Raw genomic sequence first — 14,826 nt, 5'->3', positions numbered from 1 at the left:
GACCCAAATGCCAGCTCACATCGATGAGCGGCACCCGTGATGGAAACAGTATGAACTGGACCTGGTTTCATAAGCTCGGCTCACCGAAGTGGTTCTACGGCATCAGCAGCAAGTTCTTGCCGTGGCTGAGCATCGCAGCGTTGCTGTTGATTGGCGTCGGCGTCGTTTGGGGGCTGGCCTTCGCGCCGCCGGATTATCAGCAAGGCAACAGCTTTCGTATCATCTATATCCACGTGCCTGCCGCGATGCTCGCGCAGTCGATCTACGTGATGCTGGCGGTGTGCGGCATTGTCGGTCTGGTGTGGAAGATGAAACTGGCTGACGTCGCCCTGCAATGCGCGGCGCCGATCGGTGCCTGGATGACCGCCGTGGCGCTGGTCACCGGGGCGATCTGGGGCAAACCGACCTGGGGTTCGTGGTGGGTCTGGGATGCGCGGCTGACCTCGATGCTGATTCTGCTGTTCCTGTATTTCGGCGTGATTGCGCTGGGCAATGCCATCAGCAACCGCGACAGCGCCGCCAAGGCCTGCGCGGTGCTGGCCATCGTCGGCGTGATCAACATCCCGATCATCAAATATTCGGTGGAGTGGTGGAACACCCTGCACCAGGGCGCGACCTTTACCCTCACCGAAAAACCGGCGATGCCGGCCGAGATGTGGCTGCCGCTGTTGCTGACGGTACTGGGTTTCTACTGCTTCTTCGGCGCCGTGCTGTTGCTGCGCATGCGCCTTGAAGTGCTCAAGCGCGAAGCCCGCGCCAGTTGGGTGAAAGAAGAAGTACAGAACAGTCTGGAGGCCGCTCGATGAGTTTTGCTTCATTCGGCGATTTTCTCGCCATGGGCCATCATGGCCTTTATGTCTGGTCGGCCTACGGCATCTGTCTGGCGGTACTGGCGCTTAACGTGGCGGCGCCGATCCTGGCCCGCAAGCGGTATCTGCAACAAGAGGCGCGTCGTCTGCGCCGGGAGAACGGCAAGTGAATCCGCTGCGCAAGAAACGTCTGATCATCATTCTGGCCATTCTGGTCGGGGTCGGCGCTGCCGTCGGCCTGGCCCTTAGCGCCCTGCAGCAGAACATCAACTTGTTCTACACGCCGACGCAGATCGCCAACGGCGAAGCACCGCAAGACACGCGCATCCGTGCCGGTGGCATGGTCGAGAAGGGCTCGCTGCAACGTTCACCGGACTCGCTGGACGTCAAATTCGTCGTCACCGATTTCAACAAATCCGTGACCATCACCTATCGCGGCATCCTCCCGGACTTGTTCCGCGAAGGGCAGGGCATCGTGGCGCTGGGTAAGATCAATGCTGATGGCGTGGTCGTCGCCGACGAAGTGCTGGCCAAGCACGACGAGAAGTACATGCCGCCGGAAGTGACCAAAGCCTTGAAAGACAGCGGTCAATCCGCCCCAACACCTGCGAAGGAGGGTTGATCCATGACGTCGGCGATTTTTATTCCTGAGTTGGGCCATCTGGCGATGATTCTGGCGCTGTGTTTTGCGCTGGTGCAGGCCGTGGTGCCATTGATTGGCGCCTGGCGCGGTGATCGTTTCTGGATGAGTCTGGCCCAGCCGGCCGCGTGGGGGCAGTTTGCGTTTTTGCTGTTCGCCTTCGGCGCCTTGACCTACGCATTCATGGTCGACGACTTCTCCGTCGCCTACGTGGCGAACAACTCGAATACCGCGTTGCCGTGGTATTACAAATTCAGCGCGGTGTGGGGCGCCCACGAAGGTTCGTTGCTGCTGTGGGCACTGATTCTCGGTGGCTGGACGTTCGCGGTGTCGGTGTTCTCCCGCCAGTTGCCGCAAGTCATGCTCGCCCGCGTGCTGGCGGTGATGGGCATGATCAGCACCGGTTTCCTGCTGTTCCTGATCCTCACGTCCAACCCGTTCAAACGCATCCTGCCGCAAATGCCGAGCAACGGCGCTGACCTCAACCCATTGCTGCAAGACATCGGCCTGATCGTTCACCCGCCGATGCTGTACATGGGTTATGTCGGTTTTTCGGTGGCCTTCGCTTTCGCCATCGCCGCGCTGATGGGTGGTCGACTGGATGCGGCGTGGGCGCGCTGGTCGCGTCCGTGGACGATCGTCGCTTGGGCCTTCCTCGGCATCGGCATCACCCTCGGTTCGTGGTGGGCGTATTACGAACTCGGCTGGGGCGGCTGGTGGTTCTGGGATCCGGTGGAAAACGCTTCCTTCATGCCTTGGCTAGTCGGCACCGCGCTGATCCACTCGCTGGCGGTCACGGAAAAACGTGGCGTGTTCAAGAGCTGGACGGTGTTGCTGGCGATTGCGGCATTCTCGCTGAGCCTGCTCGGCACCTTCCTCGTGCGTTCCGGCGTGCTGACCTCGGTACACGCGTTCGCCTCCGATCCTGAGCGCGGCGTGTTCATCCTGATCTTCCTGCTGTTTGTGGTCGGTGGATCGTTGACGCTGTTCGCCCTGCGCGCGCCAGTGGTCAAGAGTCAGGTCGGCTTCAACCTGTGGTCGCGGGAAACCCTGCTGCTGGGCAACAACCTGGTGCTGGTCGTGGCCGCGTCGATGATCCTGCTTGGCACACTCTATCCGCTGATTCTCGATGCGATCAGCGGCGCCAAGCTGTCGGTCGGCCCGCCGTACTTCAACGCGCTGTTCATTCCTTTGATGGCGCTGTTGATGGTGGTGATGGCAATCGGCATGGTCGTGCGCTGGAAAGACACCCCGGTGAAATGGCTGGTGAACATGCTGACCCCGGTGCTGCTGGGTAGCGTGGTGCTGGCCGTGGTTGCCGGTATCGCTTACGGCGATTTCAACTGGGCGGTCATCGCGACCTTCCTGCTCGCCGCGTGGGTGTTGCTCGCCGGCGTGCGCGACATCTTCGACAAGACCCGTCACAAAGGCCTGATCAAAGGCTTGCCGACCCTGACCCGCAGCTATTGGGGCATGCAGATCGCTCACCTCGGCATCGCGGTTTGCGCGTTGGGCGTGGTGTTGTCGAGTCAGAACAGTGCCGAGCGTGACCTGCGTCTGGCGCCGGGCGAGTCGATGGATCTGGCCGGTTATCACTTCGTCTTCGAAGGCGCCAAGCACTTCGAAGGGCCGAACTTCACGTCTGACAAAGGCACCATTCGCGTCATTCGCAATGGCAAGGAAATCAGCGTGCTGCATCCGGAAAAACGTCTGTACACCGTGCAGAACTCGGTGATGACCGAAGCCGGGATCGACGCCGGTTTCACCCGTGACTTGTATGTCGCCCTCGGCGAGCCGCTGGATAACGGCGCGTGGGCCGTGCGCGTACACGTCAAACCGTTCGTGCGCTGGATCTGGTTCGGCGGTTTGCTGACCGGTCTCGGTGGCTTGCTGGCGGCGCTCGATCGACGTTATCGGGTCAAGGTGAAATCCAAGGTGCGTGAAGCACTGGGCATGACGGGAGCGGCTGCATGAGACGTTGGTTGATGCTGGTGCCATTGGCGATTTTTCTGCTGGTGGCGGTGTTTCTGTATCGCGGACTGTACCTCGATCCGTCGGAGCTGCCGTCGGCGATGATCAACAAGCCATTCCCGGAGTTTTCCCTGCCGAGCGTGCAGGGCGACAAGACCCTGACCAAGGCTGACATTCTCGGCAAACCGGCTCTGGTCAATGTGTGGGGCACCTGGTGCATTTCCTGCCGGGTCGAGCATCCGGTGCTGAACAAACTCGCCGAGCGTGGCGTGGTGATCTATGGCATCAACTACAAAGACACCAACGCCGATGCCTTGAAATGGTTGAGCGAATTTCACAACCCTTACGTGCTGGACATTCGTGACGATGAAGGCTCGTTGGGCCTGAATCTGGGTGTGTACGGCGCGCCGGAAACCTTCTTCATCGACGCCAAAGGCATCATCCGCGACAAATACGTCGGCGTGATCGACGAGCAAGTCTGGCGCGAAAAACTCGCGGCCAAATATCAGGCTCTGGTCGATGAGGCCAAGCCATGAAGCGTTTTCTAGCTGCCGTGGTATTGGGTTTGAGTCTGGTCGGCGTGGCCCACGCCGCGATCGACACCTACGAGTTTGCCAAAGAAGGTGATCGCGAGCGCTTCCGCGAACTGACCAAGGAACTGCGCTGCCCCAAGTGCCAGAACCAGGACATCGCTGACTCCAACGCACCGATTGCCGCTGACCTGCGCAAAGAGATTTTCCGCATGCTCGGCGAGGGCAAGGACAACCAGCAGATCATCGACTTCATGGTCGATCGCTACGGTGATTTCGTCCGCTACAAACCGGCACTCAACGCCAAGACCGCGCTGCTGTGGTTCGGCCCGGCCGGTCTGCTGCTCGGTGGCTTCGTGGTGATCGCGGTGATCGTCCGCCGTCGTCGCGGTCAACGCGCCGACACCCCGCAATCGCTGTCCACCGAAGAGCGTCAGCGCCTCGACCAACTGTTGGATAAAAACCAAGAATGATTGATTTCTGGCTTGCCGCAGGGCTGTTGCTTCTGGTCGCCCTGAGTTTCCTGCTGATCCCGGTTCTGCGTGAACGTCGCGCCCAGCGTGAAGAGGATCGTACTGCCCTGAACGTCGCGTTGTACGAGGAGCGCGTTGCCGAGTTGCAATCGCAACAGGCCGAAGGCGTGCTCGACGCGGCGCAAATGGACAGCGGTCGCGCGGAAGCGGCGCGTGAGTTGCTGGCCGATACCGAAGGGGTTGCGGCGCCACGGGTTTCCCGATTGGGCAAACCGTTGCCGCTGCTGGCCGCCGTGCTGGTTCCGGTGCTGGGGCTGGGCTTGTACATGCATTTCGGTGCCGTGGAAAAAGTCGAACTGACCCGCGAATTCGCCGAAGCACCGAAGTCGATGGAAGAGATGACCCAGCGTCTGGAGCGCGCCGTTGCCGCGCAACCGGATTCTGCTGAGGGCGTGTACTTCCTCGGCCGTACCTACATGGCTCAGGATCGTCCGGCGGACGCGGCGAAGATGTTCGAGCGCGCCGCCAATCTCGCCGGTCGCCAGCCGGAACTGCTCGGCCAGTGGGCGCAGGCGCAGTATTTTGCCGATGGCAAAAAGTGGTCGGACAAAATTCAGGCACTGACTGACGAAGCGTTGAAGGCTGATCCGAAAGAAGTCACCAGCCTCGGTCTGCTCGGCATCGCCGCGTTCGAAGGCGAGCGCTATCAGCAAGCCATCGATTACTGGAACCGTCTGCTCGCGCAATTGCCGCCGGACGACAATTCCCGTGCCGCGCTGGAAGGCGGAATCAAACGCGCCGCCGAACGATTGGAAGCCAGCGGTGGCAAGGTCGCTGCGGCGCCCGCGCCGGCGAAAGCTGCGCTGTTGAAAGTCAGCGTCGATCTGGCCAGCGAGCTCAAAGGCAAAGTGCAACCGGGCGACAGCGTGTTCATCTTCGCCCGCGCCACCTCCGGCCCACCGGCACCGTTGGCCGCCAAGCGCCTGACCGTGGCGGATCTGCCGGTGACCGTCGAACTGGGCGATGCCGACGCAATGATGCCGCAGTTGAAACTGTCGAACTTCCCTGAAGTCCAACTGGTTGCGCGCGTGTCCCGTGCCGGCCAACCGACTGCCGGGGAATGGGTCGGTCGCAGCGGCCCTCTGGCCAGCAGCACCACCGCGCTACAAACACTGACCATCGACAGCCCGGACAAATAATCGGGCAAACAAGGAAAGCACCGCCATGCACACCATCGCCCGAATCACAGTCCTCACACTGGCCCTGGGCTTGAGTGCATGTGCGGTGCAACGCCCGGAACCGACGACCAACCTGCCGCCGATCCCGCCGTCGCAACCAAGCCCGACCCCATCGACCTCGCCAACGCCGGGCAAAAGCATCCCGGCGAAACCGGCAAAACCCGTCCCGCGCACCTCAGCCAGCTTCGCCCCACCGCCGGGCGGCAACAGCCACTGGGATCAGAAACTCGGCGTCTACGTCCTCGACGACCAGACCAACACCTTCTACCGCCAGCGCACCTACTACCGCTGGAACAACGGCTGGAGCCGCTCGATCAGCCCCAACGGCCCGTGGGAAGACACCAACATCCACGGCGTGCCACCGGGACTGGGCAAGCAGTTCGGGGAATAAATGAAAACGGCGATCCTCGGATCGCCGTTTTTTTGTCTGCGTCATGCGCAAATCTTGAAGCGGCTCGAGAACCCCTGTGGGAGCGGGCTTGCTCGCGAAAGCGGTGTGTCAGGTTAGTAAAGGTCGACTGACACGACGCCTTCGCGAGCAAGCCCGCTCCCACAGGGGAGTTCTGATCGGAGATGCTTTTGATGCGATCAATCACATGTTGTAAAACAACCGGGCGTCGCTCTTATCGTTTATGTGTTTAAGTAAAAATAACTCTAGGGTTATTTATAAGAGGCCGGGGCAAGTTGGCAAAAGCAAAGGAGATCCGTAATGCAATACCCAATCTGCATCGAATGGGGCGACGAGAACACTGCCATCGGTATTCAGATCCCCGATATTCCTGGCGCCGTGACGGCCGGGGATAGCTTTGAAGATGCCTACAATGCGGCCGTCGAAATTGCGCACATCATGCTGCAGGAGATTGCAGCAGATGGCGACGCTATTCCCATGCCGACCTCTGCCTCGGCGCACCGTAATAACCCGGAGTTCGCCGAGATGGGCTGGGGCATGCTCGAGCTGGATATCTCGCCGTATCTGGGCAAGACCGAAAAGGTCAACGTGACGCTCCCCGGTTACGTGATTCAGCGCATCGATCGTTATGTGCGCGAACACAACGTCAAAAGCCGCTCCTCCTTTCTGGCGGATGCGGCGATGGAGAAACTGGTTCGGTATTAACCGTTCTCGCTCCCTCAGGCCCGGAGATTGACCTGCGGGAGCGAGCCTGCTCGCGAAGCTTTTGCAGCTACGCCGTGGCCAACGATCGCCCCTGCGAAGCACTCAAAAACCGCAGCAACGCCAACAACGGAAACACACTCCCCACAATCACGATCCACAACCAGCCGCCATGTTCATACACCGCACTGGCCACCGACGAGCCGAAGGCGCCGCCGATGAAGATGCTGGTCATGTACAGGGCGTTGAGGCGGCCACGGCTTTTGGCGTCCAGCGAGTAGACCGCGCGTTGGCCGAGCACCATGTTCATCTGCACGCAGAAATCCAATACCACGCCGGTCACGGCCAGGCCGATGACGCTGTAGGCGGGGTGGATGAACGCGGGCAGGAAGCTCAGGCTGGCGAAGATCATGGCCAGCAGTGAGGCGATGCGGGTGTGGCCGGCGTCGGCCAGGCGTCCGCTGATCGGGGCGGCGATGGCACCGATGGCACCGACCAGCGCGAAAATCGCGATCTCGCTTTGCGACAAACCATGGTTGCGCGCCAGTTCCAGCGGCACGGCCGTCCAGAACAGGCTGAACGTGGCGAACATGCAGCCCTGATAAAACGCGCGCTGACGCAGCACCGGTTGCTGGCGCAGCAGCGTCCACAACGAGCCAAGCAGTTGGCCATACGTGGCGCTGTGATCCGGTTGGCGCTTGGGCACGGTCAGCGCCAGTACCACGCTGATCGCCGCCATCAGTGCCGCAGCAATCATGAACATCGCCCGCCAGCCGAGGTGATCTGCAACCACGCTCGATACCGGTCGCGCCAACAGAATACCCAGCAACAAACCGCCCATGATCCCGCCGACCACACGGCCACGGGATTCTTCCGGAGCAAGGTGCGCCGCCAGTGGAATCAGAATCTGCACCGACACCGAGCTGAAGCCGACCAACAACGAGATCAGCAGAAACACATTAGGCTGATCGGTAAACGCCGCCGCCAACAGGCTGGCAATCGCCACCACGGTAGTGATGATCATCAACCGACGGTTTTCCAGGAGATCCGCCAGCGGCACCAAAAAAAACAGGCCCAGCGCATAACCGATCTGCGTCAGCGAGACGATGAAACTGGCCATGGTGTCGCTCAGGCCAATGTCCGGCGTGATCAGGCCGATGATTGGCTGCGCGTAGTAGATGTTGGCAACGATGGCGCCGCAGCAGAAGGCGAACAGCAGCACCATGCCTCGGGTCATTGCGTGAGTCGTGGCGGTCATAGGGGTTACTCGATCCAGCGAAAGGAATGCGATGAGGCTAAGGGACAAACCGAACGGGCAGAAGCAGCCTTCGGTTGATATCAGTTATTACGTCGGGTAATGACGGCCGTGGCCATTCGGGGCGAACCTTGCGTCCGACCGTTGAGGGCTGATGATACATTCACTTACATCTTCTTCGATAGCGTGCTTATGTTTGCATCGGCTTGTTCCACGTTGATCACCGGAGGAATGCAATGTTTCGTCAGACGCTTCGCCACACCGCAACGATTGTCCTGATCAGCCTGCTCGGCGCCGCCAGCGTGCAGGCCGCCGACGCACCTGGCATGCGCCTCGGCGTGCGCGGCGAGATCACCGGGGTCAGCCCGGACAGCTTGAAAGTCCACGTCAACAGCGGCGAGAACGTGGTGATTCAGTTAACCGGCGACACCAAGGTTCGCGCCGTTACCCTGGCCAACATCGAAGACATCAAACCCGGCAGCTACATCGGCTCGGCGGCGATGCCGCAGGAAGACGGCACGCTCAAGGCGCTGGAAGTGCATGTGTTTCCACCGGAGCTGGCGGGGAGTGGCGACGGTCATCGGCCGTTTGATCTGGCCAAGGGCAGCAGCATGACCAATGGCAGCGTCGGCGATCTGGTGGTGAGCAATGGGCGGGTGCTGACGGTGAACTACAAGGGTGGGCAGCAGAAGATTCTGGTGCCGGAGGATGTGCCGATTGTGAATCTGCTGCCGGGCGATCGGAGCTTGCTGAAGGTTGGGGTGAAGATCGTCACGTTCGTGACGCAGAGCGCGGATGGCACGCTGACCGCGCAATCCATCTCCGCCGGCAAGGATGGCCTGACCCCACCGATGTAATCGCCTAAACACAATCCCCCTGTAGGAGCTGCCGAAGGCTGCGATCTTTTGATCTTGCTTCTAAAACATCAAAGGCAAAAGATCGCAGCCTTCGGCAGCTCCTACAAGGGTAATCAGGTGTTACTGGCCGGTGTAGATCTGATCGAAAACCCCACCATCATTGAAGTGAGTCTTTTGCACGGTGCGCCAGTCGCCGAAGGTCTTCTCAACCGAAAGGAAATCAACTTTCGGGAAACGATCGGTGTACTTCGCCAACACCGCTGGATCACGCGGACGCAGGTAGTTCGCTGCCGCAATTTCCTGACCTTCCGGCGACCATAGGTACTTCAGATATTCATCCGCCGCCGCCCGTGAACCCTTCTTGTCGACGACTTTATCCACCACCGACACCGGTGGCTCAGCCTCTGCCGAAACGCTCGGGTAGATTACTTCAAACTGATCACGACCAAACTCGCGAGCAATCATTTCCGCTTCGTTTTCGAAGGTCACCAGCACGTCGCCGATCTGGTTGGTCATGAAGGTTGTGGTCGCGGCGCGGCCACCGGTATCCAGCACTGGCGCTTGCTTGAACAGTTTGCCGACGAACGCTTTGGCCTTGTTCTCGTCGCCGCCGTTCTTCAGCACATAACCCCAGGCCGACAGGTAGGTGTAGCGGCCGTTACCCGAGGTTTTCGGGTTCGGCACGATCACTTGCACGCCGTCCTTGAGCAGATCCGGCCAGTCTTTCAGGGCTTTCGGGTTGCCTTTACGCACGATGAACACGGTGGCCGAGGTGAATGGCGCGCTGTTGTTCGGCAGACGGGTGACCCAGTTCTCCGGCACCAGTTTGCCGTTGTCGGCGAGGGCGTTGATGTCGGTGGCCATGTTCATGGTGATGACGTCAGCCGGCAGGCCATCGATCACCGAGCGCGCTTGCTTGCTCGAACCGCCGAAAGACATCTGCACGGTGATGTTTTCGTTGTGCTCGGCTTGCCAGTGTTTCTGGAACGCAGTGTTGTAGTCCTTGTAGAAATCGCGCATCACGTCGTAGGAAACGTTAAGCAGCGTCGGGGCTGCCTGAGCGATGTTGGCCAAGGCCAGGCCGGCGGCGAGAAGTGAGGCGCCAAAGAGTTTTTTCACTGCGCATTCCTTGTTGTTTGCGTATGTATCGGGGGAGTGATGTTCAATTGCCACTGACTATAACGGGGCGCGCATAGTCGCTTAAAGATTAAAAAGCTCTTTGCTTATTCCACTTTCTTGAATAGCTGATTGCCGCACCGCGAGCAGAACGCCGCGCCGTGTTCGTGGCTGTTTTTCTTGCACACCGGGCAGTCGTGTTGCAGCTGTTCACCGCGCATGGCGTTGGCCAGTTCGGCGGTGAAAATACCCGTGGGCACGGCGATGATCGAGTAACCGGTGATCATCACCAGCGACGAAATCACCTGGCCCAGCGGCGTCTTCGGCACGATGTCGCCGAAGCCCACGGTGGTCAGCGTGACGATCGCCCAATAGATGCCTTTGGGAATGCTGGTGAAACCATGCTCCGGGCCTTCGATCACGTACATCAGCGTGCCGAATACCGTCACCAGCGTGCAGACGCTGACCAGAAACACGACGATCTTCTGCTTGCTGCCGCGCAGCGCCGACATCAAATAGTTGGCTTGTTTGAGGTACGGGCTGAGCTTGAGCACGCGGAAAATCCGCAGCATGCGGATGATCCGGATGATCAGCAGGTACTGAGCATCGCTGTAATACAGCGCAAGGATGCCGGGCACGATCGCCAGCAAATCCACCAACCCGTAAAAACTGAAGGCGTAGCGCAGCGGCTTCGGTGAGCAATACAGACGCAGGATGTACTCGCCGAGAAAGATGATCGTGAAGCCCCACTCGATGTAGGCCAGCACGTTCGCGTAGTTCTGGTGAATGCTGTCGATGCTGTCGAGCATCACGATCACCAGACTGGCGAGGATGATCAACAGCAAGATGCCGTCGAAGCGACGCCCGGCGAGGGTGTCGCTCTGGAAAATCATGACGTAGAGCCGTTCGCGCCAATTGTTGCTGCTGTCCATGGAAAACGCCTGAATCAAAGATCAGCGCAGCCTAGGTTGATTCTCCCCGTGAGCGCAAGGCGCACGCTCGACCGACGCTTTGCCGAGCATCTGAATCCCGGCGCGGATCAGCCAGCCGGCGAGGATGAACGGCGCGGTCAAAGTGGCGAGGCCAACCGCTGCAAACAGCGGCGTGACCAACAGCGCGAGAACGATGCCGAGCAGCGGCAACCACGGTTGTTGACGTTGCGACGAGAAGGCGAGGGCTGCGAGCACGGCGTTGTAGCTGCCGATGCCGAGCAGTGCAACGCTGGTTTCGTGGTGCAGCAGGCTCGAGCCGAGGCCGATGGCCGACGCCAACAGTGCCCAGCAAAACGCGCGGCGATCAGCGACCAGCAAGCCGATGGCGACCAATGCGCCGGCCAGTGGATGACCGAGAAACATCACCTGGCCGAGGCCACGCAGTTCGGCGGCGAGCAGGTTCAGCGTGCTCATTTCTACGTGTGCCATCGGCGCCGACGGTTCGGCGAACAGCAGCAGAACCCAGCTCATGGCCACGAACGGCGAGGTGTAGGCCGGAATCGATCGGCTACTGTAGACATGTTTGAGCCACTGCTGCGTGACCATCGCGCTTAAGCCACCAGCGGCGAGAATCAGCGGTGGCAGCATCGGCGACCACGGGAAATACAGGCTCAGCAGCAGACCGAGCAAGATGCCGTTGTAGCTGAACAGTCCAGCCTGGCGATCAGCCTTGGCGTAATTGCGGCGTTGCGCGGTGAGCAATCCGGCGACGGCACCGAGCAGCGCCCCGGCGAACAGCACGGGTGCGGTCAGCAGGATCGCCAACAGACACAGCAGGCCGCACAGCGGATGACGCTGGAGGAATATTTGACTGAAACCGTTGAGCAAAGCCTCGGCCCAGTCGGGGCAGTGGGTGTTGAAATGATTGGCAGACATGGCAGTTCTGAAAGTCAGTGAAACCGAGTTGCCATCTTCGCGAGCAAGCCCGCTCCCACATTGAATCTCTGTTCAGTCATTGAGTTTGTGATGCACACAAATCAACTGTGGGAGCGGGCTTGCTCGCGAAGAGGCCAGTTGTGGCACTCAAGCATTTTGATTGAAGGAATAACCTCTATTCCCACAGCTGCTTTTTGAGCATCAATAGGTGTGGCTTAGATCAACGTTTCGATCCGCAGCGAGTTAGTCGATCCAGGCTGACCAAACGGCACACCGGCAGTTATCAGCAGCGTGTCGCCACGCTCGGCCATGCCTTGGGCCTGGGCGATTTCCAGTGCGGTTGAGCAGACTTCGTCGACCTGACGCAGGCGATCGTTGACCACCGAGTGAATCCCCCACGCCACGCTCAGACGCCGCGCGGTTTGCAGGTTCGGCGTCAGGTTGAGGATCGGCGCTTTCGGCCGCTCCCGCGCTGCACGCAGACTCGAGGTGCCCGACTCGCTGTAGTTGACCAGCACCGCCACCGGCAGCACGTTGCTGATGCGACGGATCGCGCAGCTGATCGCATCGGACACGGTCGCTTCAGCCTTCGGCCGGCTGACGTCGAGCTGGGTCTGATAGTCCGGGCCGTTCTCAACCTGGCGGATGATCTTGCTCATCATCTGCACGGCTTCCAGCGGGTACTCGCCGGACGCAGTTTCTGCCGACAGCATCACCGCGTCAGCGCCTTCGGCCACGGCGTTGGCGACGTCAGTCACCTCGGCGCGAGTCGGGGCAGGGGAGAAGCGCATCGACTCCAGCATCTGCGTCGCCACCACCACCGGTTTGCCGAGTTCGCGGCAGGTGGTGATGATGTTTTTCTGGATCTGCGGCACGCTTTCGGCCGGCACTTCAACGCCAAGGTCGCCACGGGCCACCATGATCGCGTCGCTCAATTCCGCGATTTCACGCAGTTGTTCAACGGCGGAAGGCTTCTCGATTTTTGCCATCAAAAAGGCTTTGTCGCCGATCAACGCGCGGGCTTCGACGATGTCTTGCGGACGCTGCACAAACGACAGCGCGACCCAATCCACACCCAGCTCCAGACCGAAGCTCAGGTCACGGCGATCCTTGGCGGTCAGCGGGCTGAGGTCGAGCACGGCTTGCGGTACGTTCACACCTTTGCGATCCGACAACTCGCCGCCATTGAGCACGGTGGTATCGATCGCGTCAGCGTATTTGCTGACTACGCGCAGACGCAGCTTGCCGTCGTCGAGCAGCAGATCCATGCCCGCTTCCAGCGCTTCGATGATTTCCGGATGCGGCAGATTCACTCGGCGCTGATCGCCCGGTGTCGCGTCCAGATCGAGACGGAAGGCCTGACCGCGATGCAGTTGCACCTTGCCGTCAGCGAACTTGCCGACGCGCAGTTTCGGCCCTTGCAAGTCCATCAGAATGCCCAGCGGGTAGTTGAGCTGGCGCTCGACTTCGCGGATCCACTGATAGCGTTTGGCGTGGTCGGCGTGATCGCCGTGGCTGAAGTTCAGGCGGAAGATATTCACCCCGGCCTCGACCAGTTCACGGATCTCTTCGATGCCGTCTACGGCAGGCCCGAGGGTGGCGAGGATTTTTACCTTTTTATCAGGCGTCATGATTTGCAGCTCTCAAGGATCAGAATGGCGCGGAAGTCGTTGACGTTGGTGCGGGTCGGCTCGGTGACGATCAGCGCATCGAGCGCCTCGAAATAACCGTAGCCGTTGTTGTTATCCAGCTCGTCGCTGGCGCTCAAACCGAGGGCGGCGGCGCGGGCGTAGCTGTCCGGGGTCATGATCGCGCCGGCGTTGTCTTCCGAGCCGTCGATGCCGTCGGTGTCACCGGCCAGGGCATAGACGCCGGGCTGGCCTTTGAGATTTTCGGTCAGGCTCAGAAGGAATTCGGCGTTGCGTCCGCCACGGCCATTGCCGCGCACGGTCACGGTGGTCTCGCCGCCGGAGAGAATCACGCACGGCGCTGCCAATGGCTGGCCATGGTTGATGATCTGGCGAGCGATGCCGGCGTGGACTTTCGCCACTTCGCGCGACTCACCTTCGAGGTCGCCGAGGATCAGCGTGCTGAACCCGGCCTGACGGCATTTCACTGCCGCCGCGTCCAGCGATTGTTGAGGACGGGCGATCAATTGGAAGTGGCTGCGCGCAAGACTCGGATCACCGGGTTTGACGGTTTCCGACTCAGGGCTTTGCAACCAGTTGCGCACCGAAACCGGAATCTCGATGCCGTAGCGTTTGATGATCGCCAGCGCTTCGGCGGAGGTGCTTGGATCGGCCACGGTCGGGCCGGAAGCGATGACCGTGGCGAGGTCGCCCGGCACATCGGAAATCGCGTAGGTGTAAACAGTGGCAGGCCAGCAGGCCTTGCCGAGACGGCCGCCCTTGATCGCCGAGAGGTGCTTGCGCACGCAGTTCATCTCGCCGATGGTCGCGCCGGATTTGAGCAGGGCTTTGTTGATCGACTGCTTGTCGGCGAGGGTGATGCCTTCGGCCGGCAATGCGAGCAGGGCAGAACCACCGCCGGAGAGCAGGAAGATTACGCGGTCGTCCTCGGTCAGGTTGCTGACCAGTTCGAGCACGCGTTTGGCCACGGCCAGACCGGCAGCGTCCGGCACCGGATGCGCGGCTTCGACCACTTCGATTTTTTCGCACGGGGCGCCGTGACCGTAACGGGTCACCACCAGGCCAGACACTTCACCTTCCCAGCAATTCTCGACCACTTGCGCCATGGCAGCAGCGGCTTTGCCGGCACCGATGACGATCACCCGACCGGTACGATCGGCAGGCAGATGGGCTTCTAGGACTTGGTTCGGATGGGCCGCGTCGATGGCTGTGGCAAACAGCTCGCGCAGCAGTTGTTGCGGATCGACCGACATGGCGGGCTCCCGGAATTCTTGTTATTCGAAAGGGCAACTCGGAACCCTTGTGGGAG

At 60.5% G+C, this 14,826-nt stretch carries 16 protein-coding genes; 10 read left to right on the top strand and 6 right to left on the bottom strand.

Annotated elements, in window-relative coordinates; translation table 11 throughout:
* Positions 1 to 50 precede the first annotated feature (50 nt).
* The 9 genes from ACZZ0D_RS16210 to ACZZ0D_RS16170 all read left to right on the top strand — a co-directional run bounded on the left by ACZZ0D_RS16210 (position 51) and on the right by ACZZ0D_RS16170 (position 6,775).
* The gene (locus ACZZ0D_RS16210; RefSeq protein WP_053118423.1) at positions 51 to 806 is read left to right on the top strand and encodes a heme ABC transporter permease; all 756 of its coding nucleotides are present in this window, start codon (positions 51 to 53) and stop codon (positions 804 to 806) included.
* Positions 803 to 979, top strand: a complete 177-nt coding sequence (gene ccmD, locus ACZZ0D_RS16205) for a heme exporter protein CcmD (RefSeq protein WP_008055370.1) — start codon at positions 803 to 805, stop codon at positions 977 to 979. The genes ACZZ0D_RS16210 and ccmD overlap by 4 nt, the downstream gene beginning before the upstream one ends.
* Complete coding sequence (ccmE, locus tag ACZZ0D_RS16200; RefSeq protein WP_053118425.1) at positions 976 to 1,431, top strand: cytochrome c maturation protein CcmE; 456 nt, start codon at positions 976 to 978, stop codon at positions 1,429 to 1,431. The genes ccmD and ccmE overlap by 4 nt, the downstream gene beginning before the upstream one ends.
* A 3-nt stretch (positions 1,432 to 1,434) precedes the next feature.
* Positions 1,435 to 3,423, top strand: a complete 1,989-nt coding sequence (locus tag ACZZ0D_RS16195) for a heme lyase CcmF/NrfE family subunit (RefSeq protein WP_282358564.1) — start codon at positions 1,435 to 1,437, stop codon at positions 3,421 to 3,423.
* Positions 3,420 to 3,956 (top strand): DsbE family thiol:disulfide interchange protein, encoded by a 537-nt coding sequence (locus tag ACZZ0D_RS16190; protein ID WP_212544239.1) that lies wholly within the window; start codon positions 3,420 to 3,422, stop codon positions 3,954 to 3,956. The genes ACZZ0D_RS16195 and ACZZ0D_RS16190 overlap by 4 nt, the downstream gene beginning before the upstream one ends.
* A complete protein-coding gene (locus tag ACZZ0D_RS16185) occupies positions 3,953 to 4,423 on the top strand; it encodes a cytochrome c-type biogenesis protein (RefSeq protein ID WP_212544240.1) in 471 nt (156 codons plus the stop codon). The genes ACZZ0D_RS16190 and ACZZ0D_RS16185 overlap by 4 nt, the downstream gene beginning before the upstream one ends.
* On the top strand, positions 4,420 to 5,622 hold the full coding sequence (gene ccmI / locus ACZZ0D_RS16180) for a c-type cytochrome biogenesis protein CcmI (RefSeq protein WP_463553767.1): 1,203 nt from the start codon (positions 4,420 to 4,422) through the stop codon (positions 5,620 to 5,622). The genes ACZZ0D_RS16185 and ccmI overlap by 4 nt, the downstream gene beginning before the upstream one ends.
* A 25-nt stretch (positions 5,623 to 5,647) precedes the next feature.
* On the top strand, positions 5,648 to 6,052 hold the full coding sequence (locus ACZZ0D_RS16175; RefSeq protein WP_053118435.1) for a hypothetical protein: 405 nt from the start codon (positions 5,648 to 5,650) through the stop codon (positions 6,050 to 6,052).
* A gap of 318 nt (positions 6,053 to 6,370) precedes the next feature.
* Entirely contained in the window at positions 6,371 to 6,775 is a 405-nt protein-coding gene (locus ACZZ0D_RS16170; RefSeq protein WP_053118443.1) for a type II toxin-antitoxin system HicB family antitoxin, read from the top strand.
* Between the two features lie 67 nt (positions 6,776 to 6,842).
* Here the strand turns inward: ACZZ0D_RS16170 and ACZZ0D_RS16165 are convergent, their stop codons facing one another.
* On the bottom strand, positions 6,843 to 8,030 hold the full coding sequence (locus ACZZ0D_RS16165; protein ID WP_463553766.1) for an MFS transporter: 1,188 nt from the start codon (positions 8,028 to 8,030) through the stop codon (positions 6,843 to 6,845).
* A 233-nt stretch (positions 8,031 to 8,263) separates the two neighbouring features.
* Here ACZZ0D_RS16165 and ACZZ0D_RS16160 point away from each other — a divergent pair, with 233 nt between their 5' ends.
* A complete protein-coding gene (locus ACZZ0D_RS16160) occupies positions 8,264 to 8,884 on the top strand; it encodes a DUF5666 domain-containing protein (protein WP_159812674.1) in 621 nt (206 codons plus the stop codon).
* Positions 8,885 to 9,004: 120 nt separating this feature from the next.
* Here the strand turns inward: ACZZ0D_RS16160 and ACZZ0D_RS16155 are convergent, their stop codons facing one another.
* From ACZZ0D_RS16155 to ACZZ0D_RS16135, 5 genes are all read right to left on the bottom strand, one after another.
* The gene (locus tag ACZZ0D_RS16155; RefSeq protein ID WP_053118449.1) at positions 9,005 to 10,003 is read right to left on the bottom strand and encodes a sulfate ABC transporter substrate-binding protein; all 999 of its coding nucleotides are present in this window, start codon (positions 10,001 to 10,003) and stop codon (positions 9,005 to 9,007) included.
* A gap of 104 nt (positions 10,004 to 10,107) precedes the next feature.
* A complete protein-coding gene (locus ACZZ0D_RS16150) occupies positions 10,108 to 10,932 on the bottom strand; it encodes an ion transporter (protein ID WP_159812675.1) in 825 nt (274 codons plus the stop codon).
* 21 nt (positions 10,933 to 10,953) lie between these two features.
* On the bottom strand, positions 10,954 to 11,868 hold the full coding sequence (locus ACZZ0D_RS16145; protein WP_463553765.1) for an urea transporter: 915 nt from the start codon (positions 11,866 to 11,868) through the stop codon (positions 10,954 to 10,956).
* A 215-nt stretch (positions 11,869 to 12,083) separates the two neighbouring features.
* Complete coding sequence (gene pyk, locus ACZZ0D_RS16140) at positions 12,084 to 13,499, bottom strand: pyruvate kinase (RefSeq protein ID WP_053118455.1); 1,416 nt, start codon at positions 13,497 to 13,499, stop codon at positions 12,084 to 12,086.
* A complete protein-coding gene (locus ACZZ0D_RS16135) occupies positions 13,496 to 14,770 on the bottom strand; it encodes a glycerate kinase type-2 family protein (protein WP_463553764.1) in 1,275 nt (424 codons plus the stop codon). The genes pyk and ACZZ0D_RS16135 overlap by 4 nt, the downstream gene beginning before the upstream one ends.
* Positions 14,771 to 14,826: the final 56 nt, after the last annotated feature.

The organism is Pseudomonas sp. AC193 (genome assembly GCF_979258075.1).
The sequence above is the reverse complement of the archived record's forward strand: the minus strand, read 5'-3'. Positions and strand labels throughout refer to the sequence as shown.

Bases quoted from the DNA above. Each gene is read 5' to 3' on its own strand.
- ACZZ0D_RS16210 (WP_053118423.1), top strand. From the start codon at position 51: ATGAACTGGACCTGGTTTCATAAGCTCGGCTCACCGAAGTGGTTCTAC.
- ccmD (WP_008055370.1), top strand. From the start codon at position 803: ATGAGTTTTGCTTCATTCGGCGATTTTCTCGCCATGGGCCATCATGGC.
- ACZZ0D_RS16195 (WP_282358564.1), top strand. From the start codon at position 1,435: ATGACGTCGGCGATTTTTATTCCTGAGTTGGGCCATCTGGCGATGATT.
- ACZZ0D_RS16190 (WP_212544239.1), top strand. From the start codon at position 3,420: ATGAGACGTTGGTTGATGCTGGTGCCATTGGCGATTTTTCTGCTGGTG.
- ACZZ0D_RS16185 (WP_212544240.1), top strand. From the start codon at position 3,953: ATGAAGCGTTTTCTAGCTGCCGTGGTATTGGGTTTGAGTCTGGTCGGC.
- ccmI (WP_463553767.1), top strand. From the start codon at position 4,420: ATGATTGATTTCTGGCTTGCCGCAGGGCTGTTGCTTCTGGTCGCCCTG.
- ACZZ0D_RS16175 (WP_053118435.1), top strand. From the start codon at position 5,648: ATGCACACCATCGCCCGAATCACAGTCCTCACACTGGCCCTGGGCTTG.
- ACZZ0D_RS16170 (WP_053118443.1), top strand. From the start codon at position 6,371: ATGCAATACCCAATCTGCATCGAATGGGGCGACGAGAACACTGCCATC.
- ACZZ0D_RS16165 (WP_463553766.1), bottom strand. From the start codon at position 8,030: ATGACCGCCACGACTCACGCAATGACCCGAGGCATGGTGCTGCTGTTC.
- ACZZ0D_RS16160 (WP_159812674.1), top strand. From the start codon at position 8,264: ATGTTTCGTCAGACGCTTCGCCACACCGCAACGATTGTCCTGATCAGC.
- ACZZ0D_RS16150 (WP_159812675.1), bottom strand. From the start codon at position 10,932: ATGGACAGCAGCAACAATTGGCGCGAACGGCTCTACGTCATGATTTTC.
- ACZZ0D_RS16145 (WP_463553765.1), bottom strand. From the start codon at position 11,868: ATGTCTGCCAATCATTTCAACACCCACTGCCCCGACTGGGCCGAGGCT.
- pyk (WP_053118455.1), bottom strand. From the start codon at position 13,499: ATGACGCCTGATAAAAAGGTAAAAATCCTCGCCACCCTCGGGCCTGCC.
- ACZZ0D_RS16135 (WP_463553764.1), bottom strand. From the start codon at position 14,770: ATGTCGGTCGATCCGCAACAACTGCTGCGCGAGCTGTTTGCCACAGCC.